This window comes from Ensifer sp. LC163, assembly GCF_001695855.1.
GTDB lineage: Bacteria > Pseudomonadota > Alphaproteobacteria > Rhizobiales > Rhizobiaceae > Ensifer.
Map to the genome: position 1 here is coordinate 1 of NZ_MBSS01000019.1, position 16,877 is coordinate 16,877.

Annotated in this window: 17 protein-coding genes and 1 pseudogene; 12 read left to right on the forward strand and 6 right to left on the reverse strand. The window is 61.8% G+C overall.

Features of this window, described 5'->3' with window-relative positions; genetic code table 11:
* The 3 genes from BC360_RS16810 to BC360_RS16815 all read left to right on the forward strand — a co-directional run.
* On the forward strand, positions 1-181 hold a 181-nt coding region (locus BC360_RS16810; protein WP_139110085.1), incomplete at its 5' end, for a transposase.
* A 562-nt stretch (positions 182-743) separates the two neighbouring features.
* Complete coding sequence (locus BC360_RS32975) at positions 744-866, forward strand: hypothetical protein (RefSeq protein WP_274533928.1); 123 nt, start codon at positions 744-746, stop codon at positions 864-866.
* Positions 867-1,078: 212 nt separating this feature from the next.
* Positions 1,079-1,978 (forward strand): aldo/keto reductase, encoded by a 900-nt coding sequence (locus tag BC360_RS16815; RefSeq protein WP_244512756.1) that lies wholly within the window; start codon positions 1,079-1,081, stop codon positions 1,976-1,978.
* A gap of 178 nt (positions 1,979-2,156) precedes the next feature.
* Here BC360_RS16815 and BC360_RS16820 read toward each other — a convergent pair whose 3' ends face one another.
* A complete protein-coding gene (locus BC360_RS16820) occupies positions 2,157-4,718 on the reverse strand; it encodes a GcvT family protein (protein WP_065796043.1) in 2,562 nt (853 codons plus the stop codon).
* 518 nt (positions 4,719-5,236) lie between these two features.
* Here BC360_RS16820 and BC360_RS16825 point away from each other — a divergent pair.
* Positions 5,237-5,515 (forward strand): annotated as a pseudogene (locus tag BC360_RS16825) (ABC transporter permease); the annotation flags it as partial.
* Positions 5,516-5,533: 18 nt separating this feature from the next.
* Here BC360_RS16825 and BC360_RS16830 read toward each other — a convergent pair.
* Positions 5,534-6,514 (reverse strand): sugar-binding transcriptional regulator, encoded by a 981-nt coding sequence (locus tag BC360_RS16830; RefSeq protein WP_244512757.1) that lies wholly within the window; start codon positions 6,512-6,514, stop codon positions 5,534-5,536.
* A 467-nt stretch (positions 6,515-6,981) separates the two neighbouring features.
* Between BC360_RS16830 and BC360_RS16835 the strand changes: the two genes are divergently transcribed.
* From BC360_RS16835 to BC360_RS16845, 3 genes are all read left to right on the forward strand, one after another.
* Positions 6,982-9,030 carry a bifunctional aldolase/short-chain dehydrogenase gene (locus BC360_RS16835; protein WP_065796046.1) on the forward strand — a complete coding sequence of 683 codons (2,049 nt, stop codon included), beginning with the start codon at positions 6,982-6,984 and terminating at the stop codon, positions 9,028-9,030.
* A gap of 290 nt (positions 9,031-9,320) precedes the next feature.
* Complete coding sequence (locus BC360_RS16840) at positions 9,321-9,467, forward strand: DUF1127 domain-containing protein (protein ID WP_065783535.1); 147 nt, start codon at positions 9,321-9,323, stop codon at positions 9,465-9,467.
* Between the two features lie 351 nt (positions 9,468-9,818).
* On the forward strand, positions 9,819-10,724 hold the full coding sequence (locus tag BC360_RS16845) for a methylenetetrahydrofolate reductase (RefSeq protein WP_065796048.1): 906 nt from the start codon (positions 9,819-9,821) through the stop codon (positions 10,722-10,724).
* 15 nt (positions 10,725-10,739) lie between these two features.
* Here BC360_RS16845 and BC360_RS16850 read toward each other — a convergent pair whose 3' ends face one another.
* Both BC360_RS16850 and BC360_RS16855 read right to left on the reverse strand, forming a co-directional pair.
* On the reverse strand, positions 10,740-11,213 hold the full coding sequence (locus BC360_RS16850) for a Rid family hydrolase (RefSeq protein ID WP_065796132.1): 474 nt from the start codon (positions 11,211-11,213) through the stop codon (positions 10,740-10,742).
* 47 nt (positions 11,214-11,260) lie between these two features.
* Entirely contained in the window at positions 11,261-11,851 is a 591-nt protein-coding gene (locus BC360_RS16855; RefSeq protein ID WP_065796050.1) for a TetR/AcrR family transcriptional regulator, read from the reverse strand.
* A gap of 219 nt (positions 11,852-12,070) precedes the next feature.
* Between BC360_RS16855 and BC360_RS16860 the strand changes: the two genes are divergently transcribed.
* Together BC360_RS16860 and BC360_RS16865 are read left to right on the forward strand one after the other, a co-directional pair.
* Positions 12,071-12,787 carry a lysoplasmalogenase gene (locus BC360_RS16860; RefSeq protein WP_065796051.1) on the forward strand — a complete coding sequence of 239 codons (717 nt, stop codon included), beginning with the start codon at positions 12,071-12,073 and terminating at the stop codon, positions 12,785-12,787.
* Positions 12,771-14,201, forward strand: a complete 1,431-nt coding sequence (locus BC360_RS16865; protein ID WP_139110087.1) for a coniferyl aldehyde dehydrogenase — start codon at positions 12,771-12,773, stop codon at positions 14,199-14,201. Before BC360_RS16860 ends, BC360_RS16865 begins: the two co-directional genes overlap by 17 nt.
* A 96-nt stretch (positions 14,202-14,297) precedes the next feature.
* On the opposite strand, the gene BC360_RS16870 is transcribed toward BC360_RS16865, so the two are convergent.
* Complete coding sequence (locus BC360_RS16870; RefSeq protein WP_139110088.1) at positions 14,298-14,573, reverse strand: TonB-dependent receptor; 276 nt, start codon at positions 14,571-14,573, stop codon at positions 14,298-14,300.
* Between the two features lie 145 nt (positions 14,574-14,718).
* Here BC360_RS16870 and BC360_RS30870 point away from each other — a divergent pair, with 145 nt between their 5' ends.
* Positions 14,719-14,955 (forward strand): hypothetical protein, encoded by a 237-nt coding sequence (locus tag BC360_RS30870; protein ID WP_083222603.1) that lies wholly within the window; start codon positions 14,719-14,721, stop codon positions 14,953-14,955.
* Entirely contained in the window at positions 14,952-15,215 is a 264-nt protein-coding gene (locus tag BC360_RS30875) for a DUF2165 domain-containing protein (RefSeq protein WP_244512758.1), read from the forward strand. The genes BC360_RS30870 and BC360_RS30875 overlap by 4 nt, the downstream gene beginning before the upstream one ends.
* 214 nt (positions 15,216-15,429) lie before the next feature.
* Here the strand turns inward: BC360_RS30875 and BC360_RS16880 are convergent, their stop codons facing one another.
* Positions 15,430-15,903, reverse strand: coding sequence for a GNAT family N-acetyltransferase (locus BC360_RS16880; protein WP_065796055.1), 474 nt, complete (start codon positions 15,901-15,903; stop codon positions 15,430-15,432).
* A 548-nt stretch (positions 15,904-16,451) separates the two neighbouring features.
* Here BC360_RS16880 and BC360_RS16885 point away from each other — a divergent pair.
* Positions 16,452-16,871 (forward strand): VOC family protein, encoded by a 420-nt coding sequence (locus tag BC360_RS16885; protein WP_065783527.1) that lies wholly within the window; start codon positions 16,452-16,454, stop codon positions 16,869-16,871.
* Positions 16,872-16,877 lie beyond the last annotated feature (6 nt).

The following is a 16,877-nucleotide window of genomic DNA, read 5'->3' on the forward strand; positions in this document are numbered from 1 at the left end:
CTCTAAAAGCCGGAAGAAACCATACGTCTACGACAAAGCCCTCTATCGTCGCAGACACAAGGTCGAGAACCTATTCGCCAAACTCAAGGATTGGAGGCGCATCGCAACACGCTATGACCGATGTGCCCACACCTTCTTCTCAGCAATCTGCATCGCAGCCTCGGTTATCTTCTGGCTGTGATTAACGAGTCCTGACCCTAGCCGATGCAGGCCTTCCTCCGTCTTCGCAAAGATGAAGTTCCTTCCTCGGGAAGGTCTTCACCGCCTGGAGAAAGACTGGGTTGGAGGTGTCTGGTCGGCGTGTGATTGGCAATGTGATGTCAGGTGTGCTTCCCGTCTTCGAAGATCTTGCCAGGGCAAAGTGGGATCAGGCTCTCCGACCGTAATCGGCAGCTCGTCAGGACCCTCGATCTGGACTCGCGAAACGTTACCGATGCAGAACAAGCACTGCACGCCCTTGCTGACTTCACGTCGGGCATGACCGATCGATATGCTGTTGGGATTGCGAGGATGCTTACCGGCATCTAGTTGATGACGAGTCGGCATCGCCCGCAGATGCGAATCGAAGGCGATTAAACCGAAACGCCTTAACGACCGCTCTTCTACCTTCCACGCCTAAAAGTGGACCGGTGCTTTCGGCCAAAACGTGGCATTTCAAAAATGACTGGGCAGGGGCGGCTTCTGGCATGACGCGGAAGTTGTCGCCGTAAAGCCGGTTTGAGGCGGAGAATTTACAAGTCTCCATGCAGTCAGGCCCCCGCAACCAGATCAAACAAAGCCCGCAGGACAGCAATGTCCGCGGGCTTTTTGACGTTCTGGAGCCCAATGTCCGCCGGCTTTCCACGTTCCAGATCGAGAGACCGTAAAAAAAGCACATCAGAAAAGCACAAATCTGCCGCTGCGCCGCGGTCATTCCGTCGTCGGGCATTTTCCGAGCCGCTCCATGCTGCTACAGCTTGCCCATCCAACAGGAGAGCCCGGCGATGCTCGGGCCTGCCGCTGCCAGACCACCCTTTCGCAACGACATTGACAGTGTGAGCGCACCCCGATGCAGAGATTCAACCTGGGAACAACTGACTTGGCCGTATCGTCCGCCGTCTTGGGCCTGATGCGAATCGCCGATCTCAGCGACGAGGCGATTCGGCGGCTCTTTAGCAAGGCGCGGGATGTCGGCATCAACGTCTTCGATCACGCCGACATCTATGGTGGCGAAGCGCATGAGTGCGAGCGTCGTTTTGGCGCGGCCTTGCGTCTGACCCCGGGTGAGCGGGAGTCGATTGTGATCCAGAGCAAGTGCGGCATTCGGCCGGGCTATTTTGATTTCTCCAAGGACCATATTCTCCAGGCCGTTGACCGCTCGCTTAAAGCCTTGAAAACCGACTACCTGGATCTCCTTCTGCTGCACCGCCCGGATACACTGGTGGAGCCGGAGGAAGTGGCCGAGGCTTTCGATCGCCTTCACGCTGCGGGTAAGGTTCGGCACTTCGGCGTATCAAACCACACACCGCGGCAAATCGATCTGCTGAAGACCGCCGTGAACCAACCACTTGTCGCCAATCAAATCCAGCTCAGCATTGCCCATGCCCCGTCCGTTGCCTTCGGTCTCGCCGCGAACATGGCTGGTTTGGAGCAGTCGAGCGACCGCGACGGAGAGGTCATCGCCTATTCCCGGATCAACCGGATGACCCTTCAAGCCTGGTCGCCGTTCCAGCAGGGCTTCTTCGGGGGCGTATTCATTGGTGACGAGAAGAATTTTTCGGAACTCAATCGTGTGCTGATCGCGCTATCAAGCAAATACGGGGTATCGCCATCGGCCATCGCCTATGCCTGGATTGCTCGGCATCCCGCAAGGATTCAAGTGGTCTTGGGCACGACCAGCGCGGAGCGTCTCGGCGACATTGCACCCGGCGCCGACATCACCTTGTCGCGCGAGGACTGGTACCTTCTCTTCAGGGCGGCGGGGCATGTGCTCCCGTAGGAGCCGCTTCGGTTGGCTTCCGGACACTGCTGCCGCGCCGGCGCCGGCTGGGCCTCGTCGGCAGTCAGCTGTGCCGTCCGCACGGGCCCGCCGATGACCTTGAAATAGAGAAGGCCCGCCCGAATGAGAGCGGGCCTTTGTCTTGCGGCGCAAGCGCACCTGCCTCTTGAGAGCGATATCAGCTCCGCGGCTTGAGATTCTCTGGGTCGTAGAGCGGCTTGTAACCGACGCCGGCGACTTCGACGGGATAGGTTTCGGCGAAGTATTCGACGTTCAGCTTGCGGCCGACCTGGCAGTGGGACCAGGGCAGATAGGCAAGCGCGATGTTCTTGCCGATGGTCGGGCCGTAGGCGATCGAGGTGGTGTAGGAGCGGCGGCCGAGCTCGTCGACCAGCACCGCGCCGGTTTCCGGGTCCATGACCGGCAGGCTGCCGACCGGGTAACGCTTCACGCCGTTTCTATCGATGTTCTCCGTGAGGATGAGCGTGCAGAGCATGGCCGGCTGGTGCTCGCGGGCCTTGTATTCAAGATGCTTCGCCTTGCCGCGGAAGTCCACGTCCTTGACCTTCGGGCGAGCCAGGTCGGCCTCGATGAGGTTGTACTGGGTGAGAAGATCGGCATTCTGTAGGCGCAGGCTCTTTTCCATACGGCGCGAGTTCGCATAGGTCTCGACGCCGAAGGCCATGACGCCGGTGGCGCGCAGTGCGTCCCAGACGGCGAGACCGTCCTCATACTTCATGTGCAATTCCCAGCCCTGCTCGCCGACATAGGAGATGCGGAAGGCGGTGACGTTCTTGCCGGCGATTTCGATCGGCTTGATCGCGGCGAAAGCGAAGTTCTCGATATCGAGGCCCGCCGGATCGGCAACCACCTTCTTCAGCGTTTCGCGGGCGTTGGGCCCCCAGATGCCGATCGTGATGAACTTCTCCGAAACGTCGGTGATGGTGACGTCAAGGCCGCGATCTTCGGCGACACGGCGCATGTACTGGAAGTCGCGCGGTCCGGCATCGGCGCCATTCACGAGGCGGCAGCGGTCGGCCATGCGGAAGACGGTGAAGTCGGCCCGCACCATGCCCTCGTCATCGAGGAAGTGGGTGTAGATGCCCTTGCCGATATTGCCGTCGCCGCCGATCTTGGCGGCACAAAGCCACTCGAGAAGCTCGACATGGTCAGGACCCGCGATGTCGACCATGTGGAAGTGCGAGAGGTTGACGATACCGCAATCCTCGCTCATCGCCAGATGTTCGGCGTTGGAAACGCGCCAGAAATGGCGGCTGTCCCACTCGTTCTCGCGCACCGGGACGCGGTCGCCGTATCGTTCCAGGAGGTGTTCGTTGGCAGCGTAGCCGTGCGCGCGCTCCCAGCCGCCGAGTTCCATGAAGTAGCCGCCGAGCTCCTTCTCGCGCTCATAGAAGGGCGAGCGCTTGACGTTGCGGCCGCTGGCATAGGGCTCGCGCGTATGCACAGCCGGATAGTAGATCTTCTGCGCTGCCTCGAAGCAGCGACCCTCGATGAATTTTTCCTCGAGCTGGTGCGGGTAGAAGCGGGAATAATCGATCGAGGCGTGGTCGATCTCGGTGCGCCCGTCCGTCATCCAGTCGGCGATCAGCTTGCCGTAGCCGGGGCCGTCCTTCACCCAGATGGCGACGCAGTACCAGAGGCCGCGCACCTTCTGGCTCTCGCCGCAGGAGGGGCCGCCGGCGGCCGCGACCTGCAGCAGGCCGTTGAAGGAATGGCCTTCATTGTAGCCGAGTTCGCCGAGGATCGGCGTCAGTTCCATGGCGCGCTCGAGCGGCTCGATGATCTGCTCCATATCGAGGTCGCGCTGCGAGGGCGACAGGCGCGCTTCGTGCTTTTCAAGAATGTGCCGGGGATGGCAGAGGCGCGGGTTGGTGGTCTCGTAATAGCCCCACTCGATCTGGCCGCCTTCGGTGGTCTTCGGATCCCCGGTGTCGCGCATATAGGCGGAATTGCCCTGGTCGCGCAGGAGTGGAAAGCCGATTTCCTTGCCGGTGCCTTCGAATTCGTTGTACGGGCCGAAGAAGGTGAGCGGATGGTCGACCGGCATGACCGGCAGATCCTCGCCGACCATTTCAGCGATCAGGCGGCCCCATATGCCGGCGCAGACGACGACATGGTCAGCCATGATCGTGCCGCGATGGGTGACAACGCCCTTGATGCGACCGTTCTCGACGATGAGCGACGTTGCCGGCGTGTTGCCGAAGATCTGGAGCTTGCCGGATTTCTCGGCCGCATCGACCAGCTTGCCGGCTACCGTCTGCGAGCGTGGGATGACGAGGCCGGCATCCGGGTCGAACATGCCGCCCATGACCTGATCTTCCTCGATCAGCGGGAACATCTGCTTGATATCCGCCGGCGAGACATAGTGGGCGCGGGTGCCGAAGGCCTTGGCGGAGGAAAGCTTGCGCTTGATCTCTTCCATCCAGACGTCGTCGCCAGTCCGTGCGACTTCCAGGCCGCCGATGCGGGCGTAGTGACCCATCTTCTCGAAGAAATCGATCGAATACTGCGTCGTCCAAACCGAGAGATAGTCGTGGCTGGTGGTGTAGCAGAAGTCCGACGCGTGCGCCGTCGAGCCGATATCGGTCGGGATGCCGGATTTGTCGATGCCGACGATGTCGTCCCAGCCGCGCTCGATCAGGTGATGCGCGATCGAGGCACCAACGATGCCACCCAGCCCGATGATTACGACCTTCGCCTTTTGCGGAAACTCTGCCATTGATTGCGACCCTGATTGAAACTGAAGCCGGATTTTAGGATTTGCGGCGCTGCGACCAGAGCCTGTCTACGACATAATTATCGTGCTGCACGACCAGTGCCTGCACTCTGTAAGCCGGATTACTCCATCACGACCGCGTCGCCGACAAGGGGGCATCTCCGCGAAGGCTTAGTTTTCCTCATCAGCGGCAGCCACGCAGTATCGCATAGAGCGGATCGCGCCTGCCCCAGGTGGTTTTCAAGTCGCTGACGGCCGAAGCCGTCCACGCGCGACGTCGCTCTTTCGTCGCGTCGAACGGCAATCCGGACCGAAAGTTGCGGTCTGAACGCCCGTCTCTCCTGGGGGAAACGCCAAGCTTTTCAGGCAAATAAGAATGTCATCGCCGGCCTCGTCAGGTGGGGCGTCGCGGCAGCCGAACTCGAAGGAGCGCCCGGCGCGCGGTCATGGAGCGTGTGCCTGAAGCACGCTGGGAGCCGTGATTGCGCCTGCCTGCGAACGACCAGGACGGAGGGCGTGCTTTGGAATTTCGGGTTGATCGCCAGTTGGCCTTTTTGGCCGTCGTCAACATCGCCGTGTTGGCGGCAGGGGGCGTGTTGGTTGGCGCCAGCTTCCTGGATATCTACAACCTGCAATCCATGGCGGGCCAAGTGCCCGAACTCGGCCTTCTCGCGCTTGGCGTGATGCTGGCGATGATCTCCGGCAATGGCGGCATCGACCTATCCGGCATCGCGCTTGCGAACCTGTCGGGGGGCGTCGCCTATTTCGTGCTCCGCGATACGGTTTCGCCGGACGATGCACTGCGGTAGCAGACGGGGCTATTGCAGAAGCAACTCCGCCGTCGCGATGTCAGTGACCAGATGGGTGGCGTAGCCGCCGTTCAACGTCGCCCGGATCGCCGTCAGCTTGCTGGCGCCGCCGGCGACGCACAGGCGCCGCGGCACCTGGATCAGCTCGTTCAGCTCGATGCCTACCATGCGGTTGTCGAGATCGCCGCGCACCGGCCGCCCTTCGGCGTCGATGAAGCGGCAGATCAGTACCCCCACAGCGCCCCCGGCCTGGTAGGCGTCGATGTCTTCCTGACCGGTGATGTTCGCCGAGCGGATCAGGGTTTCCGGGCCGATGTCGCCGACGCCGAAGAGGATGATGTTCGACGAGTGGATGAGTTCGAACTGCTTGACCAGCACCTGCTCGGCCAGAAGCGCCTGCTTCAGAGCGGGTGTCGACAGCAGGGCGGGGGCAAGCAGGTTGATGCAGCGGGCGTGGATGCGGCGCGACATCAGCGACGTGCAGAATTCAGGCGCGAAATCCGGATTGGCGATCGAGCTTCCGGAGACTTGCACGACCGTCAATCCCTCCACGGGTTCGGGCAGCGAGATGCTGTCGGCCACGGCCAACACCGTCCGGCCCCAGGCGACGCCGATCGTGTCGCCCGGCTGAACCATATCGGCAAGCAGACGCGCTCCGGCCTCGCCGAGGCGTTGCACCAGCGCGGCGTTGTCGAGGGCAGGAATGACCAGCGCGCCCTCAAGTCCGAATTTGTCCTTCAAGCGCCGGGCTGTCCCGGTGCGGGAACCGACTTCGGTGTTCAGGCGAATGGTGACCAGGCCACGCTCGCGCGCCTCCTGGAGGTAGTTGACAATCGTTGCCCGCGACACGCCGAGCATTTTGGCGATTTCGCTCTGGGTGAGCTGGTCGACGTAGTAGAGCCACGCGGCCCAGACGACGCCGTCGTCGAATTCCGCAGGCAACACTATGCCTTCGCCGACTGCCCGGTTTCCCCGCGGCGTATCCATCATCGTCTGCTCCCCTGGATTGTCATGGCTTCTCCTGAAGCGGAAAAAGTGTCCGCCGTCAAACAAATTTGCCATGCGTGTTGACACATGACACAGCATGGTAGCAATTGTCTCAGCGAAGGTTTTGGGAGACGCCGAGATGGAATGGACGACTATAGGCGCGCGCCAGCGGGTTGGAAACGAACCAATCAGCGAAGTGCTTCGTGGTGTCTTTCGCGCTCCCGCAAACTGGCTGCAGCGCGCTCTTCACGTCGATCGCAACCTCCAAGGCATTCAGCCTCGCCGTGGTGGCGCCGACGCGGGTCTCCGCCTGCAGCCAGCCGGCGGATAGCGTTGCCGTTTTGTCCTCACGGCGCGCAAAAAACGATCCCTCGTTTGGCGCGCGTGCCGGCCATGGGCACCCGGCGACGAGACTTCATTTTCAACCCCCATAGGAAACGCTGCCAAGCGCCGGAAGACAGGAGCCTTTCATGAAATCCAGATGGTCAGAAACCGAATTCGCGCGCGTCGTCGACACTTATGTCAATGCCGGCATCAACCGGGACCTTGCAATCCGCACCTACACGACCCGACTTTTGGGTTCAGACCCCGAACTCGTGCTGCACGGCGGCGGCAACACCTCGGTCAAGACCACCTTCACGGAGATGGATGGTTCCGAGGTTGCCGTTCTGTGCGTCAAGGGCAGCGGCTGGGACATGGGCACGATCGAGCCGGCGGGCCTGCCTGCGGTCAGGCTGGAGCCGCTTCAGGCCATGGTCAAATTCCCAACGCTTAGCGATGACGACATGGTGATGCTGCAGCGCCGGCTGCTGCTCGACCCCGCCGCGCCGAACCCCTCGGTCGAAGCGATCCTGCACGCCAACCTGCCGTTCCGGCATATCGACCACACCCATGCCAATGCCATCGTGTCGCTGACCAACCAGCCGCATGGCGAGGATCTGGTGAGGGAACTGTTCCCGGACTCCATCATCGTTCCCTACGTGATGCCGGGCTTCGATCTCGCCAAGGCCTGCGACGAGGCGTTCCGCGCCAATCCGGGCGCCGACGGCATGATCCTCCTGAAGCATGGCATCTTCACCTGGTCGGAAGATCCGCGTGAATCCTATGAAAAGATGATTGCTGCGATCGACAAGGCCGAACAGCGCATCGCCCGCGGTAACCCGCGTCCCTTCGCGGTCGTCAAGCAGGCGGCATCGCTTGCCACGGCAGCCGAGATCGCGCCGGTTCTGCGTGGCGCCATCGCGATCGACAGCGGCGTCGAGGGTTGCCCCCGCCGCTTCGTGCTGGAGCATCGCTCCGGCCCCGCGGTTCTCGACTTCTGCAATGCCGAGAATGTTTCCGATCTGGTTCACCGCGGCAATGCGACCCCTGAGCATGTCATCCACATCAAGCGCTTTGGCGTGGCGCTGCCCGCTCCTGTTGCGGGCGACATGGCTGCCTGGGCTGAAACGGTGCGCCAAGCCGTCGCCGCCTACAAGGACGAGTATCGCGCCTATTTCGAGCGCAACAACGCGCGTGTCGGCGGTATCAAGCGCATGCTCGATCCGATGCCGCGTGTCTTCTATGTCGCGGGCGTCGGCCTGTTTGCCGCCGGCCCGACGAAAAAGGCCGCCCGAGTCGGCGCCGACGTCGCCGAAGCGACGATCGCTGTGATCCGCAATGCCGAAGGCATCGAGAGCTTCGAGGCTTTGTCGGAGGAGGATCTCTTCGACATCGAATACTGGTCGCTCGAGCAGGTGAAGCTGACGAAGCAGGCCGAGAAGCCGCTCAGCCGACAGGTCGCCGTGATCACCGGCGGCGCCGGTGGCCTCGGGCTGGCAATTGCCGAGGCTTTGCATGCCGAGGGCGCCGAGATCGCGCTGCTCGACCTTGCCGAGGACGCGCTGAAGAAGGAAGCAGCACGGCTCGGCGGTGTCGGCCTCGTCTGCGATGTGACGAAGCCGGAGGCAGTCGACGCGGCGCTTGCCGATGTGGCCAGGCATTTCGGCGGTATCGATATCGTCATCTCGAATGCCGGCGCAGCCTTCCAGGGCGCCCTGCTCGATGTGTCGGAGGAGGTCTTCCAGAAAGCCTTCGCGCTGAACTTCTGGGGACATCATTACATCGCGCGTAGCGCGGTGAAGATCATGAAAGCCCAGCAGACCGGCGGCGCGCTGGTCTTCAATGTCTCGAAACAGGCGGTCAACCCAGGTCCCGACTTCGGCCCTTATGGAACGTCGAAGGCGGCGCTGATGGCGCTGATGCGCCAATATGCCGTTGAGCACGGTGCCGACGGCATCACCTCGAACGCCGTCAATGCCGACCGCATCCGCACCGGGCTGATGACCGACCAGATGATCGAGGAGCGCAGCCAGGCGCGCGGCATTTCGCCGGAAAGCTACATGCGCGGAAACCTGGTTCGACGCGAAGTGACGGCCCGGGACGTTGCGGCCGCTTTCGTCCACCTGGCCAAGGCGCGCACCAGCACGGGTGCGGTGCTCACGGTGGACGGCGGCAATGTCGGCGCGATGATGCGCTGAGTCTAAGGCATTCGCTATTCGATCAAGTAGGAAGTAGCGCAACCCCGGTAAGTCCAACTTTGTCGGGGTTGGGCAAAATCTGCTCTCAAGGGGCGGCTGCGCTCGCCGGCCCATCTTCCCAGCTTCTGCAGTTCCGTGGGGTACAATGATCCATGCGCGGCCTGCAGGGGTGGGGTGAAGTCTTAGCGCTGCTACCAGGGAGGGGCGTCGGCTATATTCCCCTCATCGAAGCGAACGAAGCGCCAAGGACTGGCAGCTAGGCTTCGAAAGCCCGCGGAAAGGGGATCATCATGAACGTAGCACGCTCTTTCAACAACTGGCGCAAGTACCGGCAGACGGTCTCCGAACTGGGCCGCATGTCCGCCCGCGAACTGCGCGACCTCGGCATCGAGCGCGCCGACATCCCGAGCATTGCCCGGGCTGCCTTCGGCCGCTAAACGCGCCTGAGACCACTAACGATTTCATGAAGCGCCCGCTCGGATCCGAGCGGGCGCTTTTGATTCCGACTTACCGTTTGATCTGCCGATGCGCGGCGATCGTATCGATGCCGGTGCCATTCGACGGGCCGGTGCCCTTCGTTCCCTCGCGCTCTCGGCCCGTGGAGTGCCTGCGACACTTGGCGCGTCGACACTGCAGTCGGCAATCCGATTTAGGGAACATGCAGCGATTCAAAGTGCTACAGCGACGCGCGTCAAATAGGACGCGCGTCGCTGTAGATCTCGCCCGGCTGCATGGAAACGATGACGGCGTCGAGACCCAAGCGCTGTCGCACCGGCAAAGGATCTTCATTGACTGCGTCCACAAGACACGATGTCGAGACTGCTCTGTTTCGCAACTATTCGCTGGAGATTACCGGCAAGGATATCGGGCAGATCGAAGCTGCGAGGTCCGAGATTCCCGTTGGTGCTCCAATCAACATCGCCTTCCTCGGGAACGAGACCCATGCGCAGCGCATTGAGGCGGCTGCCCGCATCCGCAAATGGGGGTTCGAACCCGTTCCGATCATTTCGTCCCGACGGCTGAGATCGGTGCAGGACCGGGACGAACTGCTCGGCGGCCTGATCAGCGCAGCGCGTCCCACCCGTTTCATGCTCGTGGGGGGCGATCCGTCGTCACCCGCCGGTCCTTATAAAGATTCGCTCGATCTGATTGCCGGTGGCATCATCGCGGACCACGACATCGTCCATGTCGGGATCGCCGGCTATCCCGAAGGGCACCCGAGGATCGACCGAAGACGCCTGTGGGAGGCCCTCGAGCAGAAGGTCGAACTTCTGAAGACCTGCGGCTGCACGGTGGAGATCACCACGCAGTTCGGCTTTGACGCGGATGCGGTCATCGATTGGATCGTAGAGGTCAGGGCACGCGGTATCGATGTGCCGATCCGCATCGGCGTACCCGGACCTGCCGATGTGAAGCGCCTGCTGCGGTTTGCGGCACAGTTCGGTGTGGCTTCATCGGCGGCGATCGTCGGGAAATACGGGTTCTCGCTGGCCAATCTCGTCAGCAAGGTGGGGCCGGATCGGTTCATGAACCGGCTTCAAGGCGGCATGACGGGCCGGGATCTCGGTGCGGTCCTGCTGCATCTCTACCCCTTCGGCGGCATCGCCGAGACGGTCGCCTGGGCGGCGCGCGCCGCTGGCCGGCAAATAACCGAAAGCGAAGGTGGTGCTCTCGGCCGAGCCCCCTATCCTTGATGGCCCGGCGGCCCGTCAACCGAGCGGCGCCAGGGGCGCGAATGCTGTCGCCTTGATCTCGACCAGGCCACCGTCCGGATTGAGCTCGGCAACGGCAAGCTCGACCGCGGCGGGGTAGGGGGCGGCAAAGAACTCGTCGCGCACCGCGGCGATCGCCGCCAATTGTCCGGCCTTGTCCAATGCCAGGCGGTGACTGCCGAACACATGAAACATCTGGAGTTCGACAACGTCGTCCAGGCGCGCCTGGCATGCACTCAGCAATTGCTCGATCAGCGCGAAGACCCGCCGCAGCTCGCGACGAAATCCTTCGGCGTCCATCGGTTTGGTGGCGGCGTTTGCGGCAACGATGCCGGACAGATAGACAAAATCTCCCGCTCGGCGTGCGGGTGCATAGTGAAACTGCTCCACATCCAGCTGGAGTTCGGCTGGTATGGCGACCTTTCCGGTCCGGGTGGGTACGGCGGTGACGGCCATTTCAATGGGCTGCATCGTAATCTCTCTCAATTCGTTGAGACTGCCGCGTCGGCAGTCGGTGTTCATTGGAGTGCGGCGAGGGACGGTCCGACGAGAGCTTCCAGGCTCTGCCGGGTCGCGCCATCGCGGGCCTGCATGGAGATTGCTTGCATGATGGCGCCGTAATAGCTGGCCAATGTCGGTATGTCGGTCGTTTGCGGCAGATCGCCTTCCGCCACGCCGCGTTGCAACCTTGCGCGCACGCGTCCTACCGTTTCTTTCCTTATGCCCTTGAGCAGATCGTAGAGCGGCCGGGTTTCGGGCTGGCAGTTCATCACGCCGAGGATCAACAGGCAGCCGTTCGATTGCGGTGTCCTCAGTGCGACGTCGATACTGGCAAGGAGCATCGCACGTATCGCCAGTCGTGCCGTTTCGCCCGCATCGAGCTCGTGCATCGGGCCGGACCCCGCGGTCGCGACATAGAGGCTGACCGCCTCGCGAAACGCGGATTGCTTCGACCCGAACGCCGCGTAGAAGCTCGGCGGCGTGATGCCGATGGCCGCCGTCAGATCGTTGAGCTGGGCGGCCTCGTAACCCTTCGCCCAAAACACATCCATGATCTTTTGAAGCGCAAGATCGCGGTCGAAACCACGCGGTCGTCCCCGGATTGCCATGAGTATTCCTTTCTGTAGTTGGATTTATATAAATCCCGAGCACCTTCCGCAAGGTCATCCGCAAAATTATGTAGTAGCGATTACAGAAAGGGTCGCTATACCCCGTTTGTTCAGCTATGGACAATCTTCGGCGCTTGATTACAGTCCTTCGAATGAGAGATTGCGGATCGACGATGGCGGTCGTCGCCGCGCAATCCTCGCGAACAACGGGGGGCAGGCATGGAACAAAGCATCACTTTGGGCGCGCGAAACAACGCATGGCTCTATGCGCTGTTTGTCGTTTGCGCGGTTCTCGCAATCGTCGGCAGCCTGCTGGCCGGCGGCGAAGAATCCGGCTGGCGGTGGCTGCATTACCTCACGAAACCGACAGCGACGGTACTTTTGCTCGTGGCCGTCCTTCGCAACATCAGCCCATCGTCGCGGGCTGATGCGACGGCAATCGTCATCGGGCTTGCCTTCGCGGCGGCCGGCGACTTCTTTCTCATGTTGCCGGGCGATTATTTCCTCGCCGGCCTTGTCTGCTTTCTCCTGACCCACTGCGCCTATATCTGGGCGCTCACCCGGGACAGCCGCTTTGCCGCGGACAAGAGCATATTCGCGCTGTTCGCACTGATCGGCTTTATCGTCATTGCCGGATTGTGGTCGTCCTTGCCCGCCGGCATGCGCATTCCCGTCGTCATCTACGCGCTGGCGCTGGCGGCGATGGCCGCACAGGCCATTTCCCGCGATCGACAGCTTTCAGGCGGAGCGCCGGAGAAATCCGCCGCGCGATTTGCAGCGCTTGGTGGCCTGTTCTTCATGGTCAGCGACACGCTGCTGGCCTACGGGCGGTTCCGCTGGGACATTCCCTACAATGCCATCTGGGTGCTGGGCACGTACTATACGGCACAATGGCTTTTCGCGCGTTCGACCGAAGGCAATGCGCATGCAGGATAGTCATCCGTCTCAGCTGCAGACTAGCTTCGAGCTCCTGCGTGCCGCCTGGCTCGAGCAGCGTCCGTCCTACGAGCAGCGCCGGGACGATCTGAAGCGTCTGCGCCGTCTCTTCCGCGAACGGCTGGATGACATGTCGAAGGCGGTCAGCGCCGATTTCGGCCATCGCTCAGTCCATGAAACGCTTCTCGGCGAGGGCAGCGTGGTCCTTTCGGAGATTGATCACACGCTTGCGAGGCTCAAGGCCTGGATGAAGCCCGAGCGGCGGGCGGCCGGATGGAAGCTCTGGCCGGCAAAGGCAGAAGTCCGGTACGTTCCTCTCGGTGTCGTCGGGATCATTTCGCCGTGGAACTATCCGGTCAATCTGGCGCTGGCACCCTTGGTTGCAGCGATCGGTGCCGGCAATCACGTCATGCTCAAGCCGTCCGAACATACGCCGCGCACGTCGGTGTTCTTGCGCGCGCTCATCGCCGATGTCTTCCCCGACACGCGCGCGACGGTGGTGCTCGGCGGCGCCGACCTCTCGGCCGCCTTTTCCGCCCTGCCTTTCGACCATCTGTTCTTCACCGGCTCCACCGCCGTTGGCCGCAAGGTGATGGCGGCTGCCGCGCAGAATCTGACCCCGGTCACGCTGGAGCTCGGCGGCAAATCCCCGGCCATCGTCGGCGAAACGGCGGATCTGCGGCGGGCGGCGAACCGCATCGCAACGGGCAAGTTCTTCAACGCCGGCCAAACCTGCATCGCGCCGGACTATGTGCTTATCCAGGAGAGCAAGCGTGATGCTTTCGTCACCCTGCTGAAGCAGCAGATGGCCGAGCGCTACGGTGCCGGCAACCGCTATCAGGACTACACCTCGATCATCAACGAGGCCCAGCGCAGCCGCCTCGCCAATCTCGTAGCCGATGCGCAGGCGCGTGGACACGAGCTGGTTTCGCTGTTGGACATGAAACAGGCGCCGCCGTCGCGGGTCCGAATGTTCGAACCCACCGCGGTCCTCGAGCCTGACCGGGGCAGCGCAGTCATGCGCGAGGAAATCTTCGGTCCGATCCTGCCGGTGATCAGCTATCGCACCACGGACGAGGCGATCGGCTATGTGCTCGGGCGCGATCGGCCGCTGGCGCTTTATTGCTTCAGCGCAGACAAGGCAGAGATCGAAGCCATCCTCGCCCGCATCGTTGCGGGCGGCGTTTGCATCAACGATACGCTCTATCAGTTTGCCTGCAACGACATGCCTTTCGGCGGTGTCGGGGCAAGCGGCATGGGCCACTATCACGGCCGGGAGGGGTTCCTGACCTTCTCCAAGTCGATGTCCGTGCTGCGGAAGTATGATCCCGCGCCCAGCGACTTGATCACGCCGCCGTATAAGGGGCTGACGGACAAGCTCGTTCGCTTCATCACCTGGATTCCAGGGCGCTGAAGGTGTCAAGCTGCCCGGGCTTGCGCCGGGCAGCCTTGAAGCATTCTCTGGTGTCGCCAGGCGCTAGAACTTCGCCGTCAGCGTTGCCCGGACGGTTCATCCCGGCGACGGCATCAGGCCCAGTGTCAGCGCGTCCATGTCGTAGACGTCCGTCACGTTGTCGATCGACAGGTCGAAGCTGGCGTTGTCGTTGATCTTGTAGGTGGCGAACAGGTCGACGAGCGCATAGGGCTCCCAGGCGATCGATGCGGTATAGCCACCGCTGCTGGTGCTCTTCGAATCGACCGCGCGTTCGCCCTGACAGGTGACGCGACCGCCAAGCGTGAGCGTCTCGTCGTAGAGCCTCGTCCCGAGCGTCAAGGTTCCACTCATCTTCGGCGGAACATGCAATTTGTTCGCATGGGAAAAACAACGCCGAAAGAAAAAAAACGGCGCCGGCGTCACATGGCGCCGCCGCCAATCGTCATCAAGGTATCGCGCTTGAACGTGCTGTCCTTAACCGGTGGTGATATCGAAAATGACCCAGCTGACCTCGCTTCTTCTGATCAAAGGCGTGCTGCTCTCGGGGCTCGCGCTCTGGCTCGCGGTAATCGTCCTTAACAACGCCGTCGCCTTTCGCAACGGCGTCTTTTCGATCGGTTTGCTGATGGGCATGCAGCTGTTTGATCAGGAGCCCGCGATCCGTACGCCGCTGTTGTCGCGCGCGTCAAGAATGCCCTATGGCATCGCGCGGTCTTCAGCTTCGTTCTGGTGATCGAAGTCGCGGCTATCCTGCTTCTGGCCTGGGCCGCCGTTCTGTTTATCGGCACGCTCTTCGGCGTGGCGGGCGGTGCCGCCGCGATCGTCTGGGCAAACCTCGCTCTCGCCGCCTTCATCGCCCTCGGTCTCATCATGCTTCTCGGTGGCGCCTGGTTTGCCTACTACATTCGCCAGGAAACCATGCAGATCACACATTTTATATTGATTGGTCTCGGAGTGGCCGGCACGCTGTTGGTGAACATGCCGGCTCAGTAGAGCAGTGCCAAACCCTGCGGCTGGCCGGCAGGTCAACCACATTGCCTCTACAGCGCCGCGCGTCTATTTAGACGCGCAAAGGTCGCTGTAACACTTTGAGTTGCTGCATAATTTTGTCCTTAAATCGATTCCGATTTAAGGAATTATGCCGTAAGTCCCGCCCGGGGTCGCGAACGGGCGGCGGCCGGTGCAGCGTTTATACGCTTGCTGGGTTTTAGCGCGGCTTGAGCGTCTTGCTCATATTGGTGCCGGTGACGCGAAACCCCGTCGCCTCATAGACATGCCGGGCACGCCGGTTATCCTCGGCCACGCGCAGTTTGATCTGCTCGAACCCCTTTGCCGAGAGTTCGGCCTCAAGCGCCGCCATGGCGAGCTTGCCAAAGCCTTTTCCCTGGTGGTCGGGCAAAATATGGAAATCGCTGATGAAGGCGGAGCGGCCCTTCGCGTCCGGTCGATACCAGAGATAGCCGACATGCTCTGCACTTGCGGTCTCGATCAGGCACAGCAGGACATTGCCTGGCGTATGGATTCCTTGTGGCAGATCCTCGGCGATTTCGCCGGTTGCCTGGGCAAGGGCGTCTGCATCCGGAAGCCCGTAGTTGGCGGCGATCTCCGCGGCATAATCGGGGATGAAATAGGCGAGATATCCACCATACTCGCTCTCAAGCATCGGTTTGAATGAGATCATGGCTCTTTCGCATGTCTGCAGGATTCGACGAGCGGTCTGGACGCCGCGACGGCTCGTGCCGCGGATTTTGTGAACGGCCACGTGGTCTCGTGGCAGCGAGGTAGACGTCAATCGCCCGCCCGACCCCACCCTAAAACTGATGGCGGTCGCGTTCCCCGGTCTTCTGCCAGACAAAGGCAGCTGAGCGCAACCGATCTGTTCGGATTTTGATGAGGCAGGGGCGATCCCGAAAACAAAAAAGGCCGGCTATGCCGACCTTTTCCCGTTCGCTGCTTTACCCTGCCAGTACATCCGTGGTCAGCGGTTGAGCGCGAACTCTGACCGGAACACATCCGTCTCACCAAGACTGTCTATGCTCAACGATCAATTCGTTGTGCCGCATATGGCGGGCGATTGCGGCTATTTCAAGCCCTGGCAACAACGTCGTCAATAATTGTTTGTCCGGCCCGCCCAGAGATGGGGGCGGCCAAGGTGCTCGCGCCCGGCCACCATTGACGGGCCTCTGGTCGGACCTAAATTCCTGCCGATTGCGAACGGAGGATTTCAGGATGGAACTGCATCGTGGGCGGCTGATCGACCATATTCAGCTCGTGATCAAGGACCTGGGCGCAAGTCGGCGTTTCTATGACGGCGTTTTTCGGGCTCTCGAGGTGCCGATGGGAGGCGAGGGCGAAGATTATTTCTGGGTCGACGAGCTGTTTGTCTCGACTGCCGACAGCGAGGCGGCCCAGGGCAGATTGACCGGGCGCCATCACATCGCCTTCCAGGCCCGCGACCGCGCGATGGTTGACGCCTTTCACAAGGCCGGTCTGGAAAATGGCGGGCAGGACAACGGTCGGCCCGGCGAACGTCCCTATCACCCCGGCTATTACGCCGCGTTCCTGCTTGACCCCGATGGCAACAACATTGAGGCCGTGTTTCACGGGCCGGCCAACCGCAGTGCCAGTTCGGTAAAGATCACGTTCTAGCTGCGG

Bases quoted from the DNA above. Each gene is read 5' to 3' on its own strand.
- BC360_RS16860 (WP_065796051.1), top strand. From the start codon at position 12,071: ATGGAACAAAGCATCACTTTGGGCGCGCGAAACAACGCATGGCTCTAT.
- BC360_RS16830 (WP_244512757.1), bottom strand. From the start codon at position 6,514: ATGATGGATACGCCGCGGGGAAACCGGGCAGTCGGCGAAGGCATAGTG.
- BC360_RS16840 (WP_065783535.1), top strand. From the start codon at position 9,321: ATGAACGTAGCACGCTCTTTCAACAACTGGCGCAAGTACCGGCAGACG.
- BC360_RS16835 (WP_065796046.1), top strand. From the start codon at position 6,982: ATGAAATCCAGATGGTCAGAAACCGAATTCGCGCGCGTCGTCGACACT.
- BC360_RS32975 (WP_274533928.1), top strand. From the start codon at position 744: ATGCAGTCAGGCCCCCGCAACCAGATCAAACAAAGCCCGCAGGACAGC.
- BC360_RS16880 (WP_065796055.1), bottom strand. From the start codon at position 15,903: ATGATCTCATTCAAACCGATGCTTGAGAGCGAGTATGGTGGATATCTC.
- BC360_RS16865 (WP_139110087.1), top strand. From the start codon at position 12,771: ATGCGCATGCAGGATAGTCATCCGTCTCAGCTGCAGACTAGCTTCGAG.
- BC360_RS16850 (WP_065796132.1), bottom strand. From the start codon at position 11,213: ATGCAGCCCATTGAAATGGCCGTCACCGCCGTACCCACCCGGACCGGA.
- BC360_RS16870 (WP_139110088.1), bottom strand. From the start codon at position 14,573: ATGAGTGGAACCTTGACGCTCGGGACGAGGCTCTACGACGAGACGCTC.
- BC360_RS16820 (WP_065796043.1), bottom strand. From the start codon at position 4,718: ATGGCAGAGTTTCCGCAAAAGGCGAAGGTCGTAATCATCGGGCTGGGT.
- BC360_RS30870 (WP_083222603.1), top strand. From the start codon at position 14,719: ATGACCCAGCTGACCTCGCTTCTTCTGATCAAAGGCGTGCTGCTCTCG.
- BC360_RS16855 (WP_065796050.1), bottom strand. From the start codon at position 11,851: ATGGCAATCCGGGGACGACCGCGTGGTTTCGACCGCGATCTTGCGCTT.
- BC360_RS16885 (WP_065783527.1), top strand. From the start codon at position 16,452: ATGGAACTGCATCGTGGGCGGCTGATCGACCATATTCAGCTCGTGATC.